Raw genomic sequence first — 325 nt, 5'->3', positions numbered from 1 at the left:
CACAGCGCCCGCGCCCGCACTATGTGGTAACGGTGCCGGCCAGAATCGGCGTGGTGCTCAAGCGCATCCTGCCGGCATCAGCGCTCTACCGCGTGCTTGCCAGGCGCGCCTGACCGAAACCGAACTGGAGCCCGCCCATGGCAACCACCGTCAAGATCCTCGCCTTGGTCGTCATGGCCGCCGTCGTCGTCGTGCTGATCCGCGGCCTCGTCAACATGATGCGGGGCGGGTCGGGTATGACCTCCAACAAGCTGATGCAGGCGCGTGTGCTGTTGCAGGCCGTGGCACTGGCGCTGATCCTGCTGGCGGTCTGGTTCACCCGCAA

Annotated in this window: 1 protein-coding gene and 1 pseudogene; both read left to right on the top strand. The window is 66.5% G+C overall.

The annotated features are described in order from the left end of the window. Window positions 1–113: pseudogene (locus EN846_RS36310) on the top strand (short-chain dehydrogenase); the annotation flags it as partial. Between the two features lie 24 nt (window positions 114–137). Further along, window positions 138–325 (top strand): twin transmembrane helix small protein (locus tag EN846_RS34185; RefSeq protein ID WP_135928137.1); only part of this gene is annotated, 188 nt, incomplete at its 3' end.

This window comes from Mesorhizobium sp. M4B.F.Ca.ET.203.01.1.1 (assembly GCF_004791025.1).
GTDB classification, from domain to species: Bacteria; Pseudomonadota; Alphaproteobacteria; order Rhizobiales; family Rhizobiaceae; genus Mesorhizobium; species Mesorhizobium abyssinicae.
Note: the sequence above shows the minus strand (reverse complement) of the source record. Positions and strands in the feature narration are given on the sequence as shown.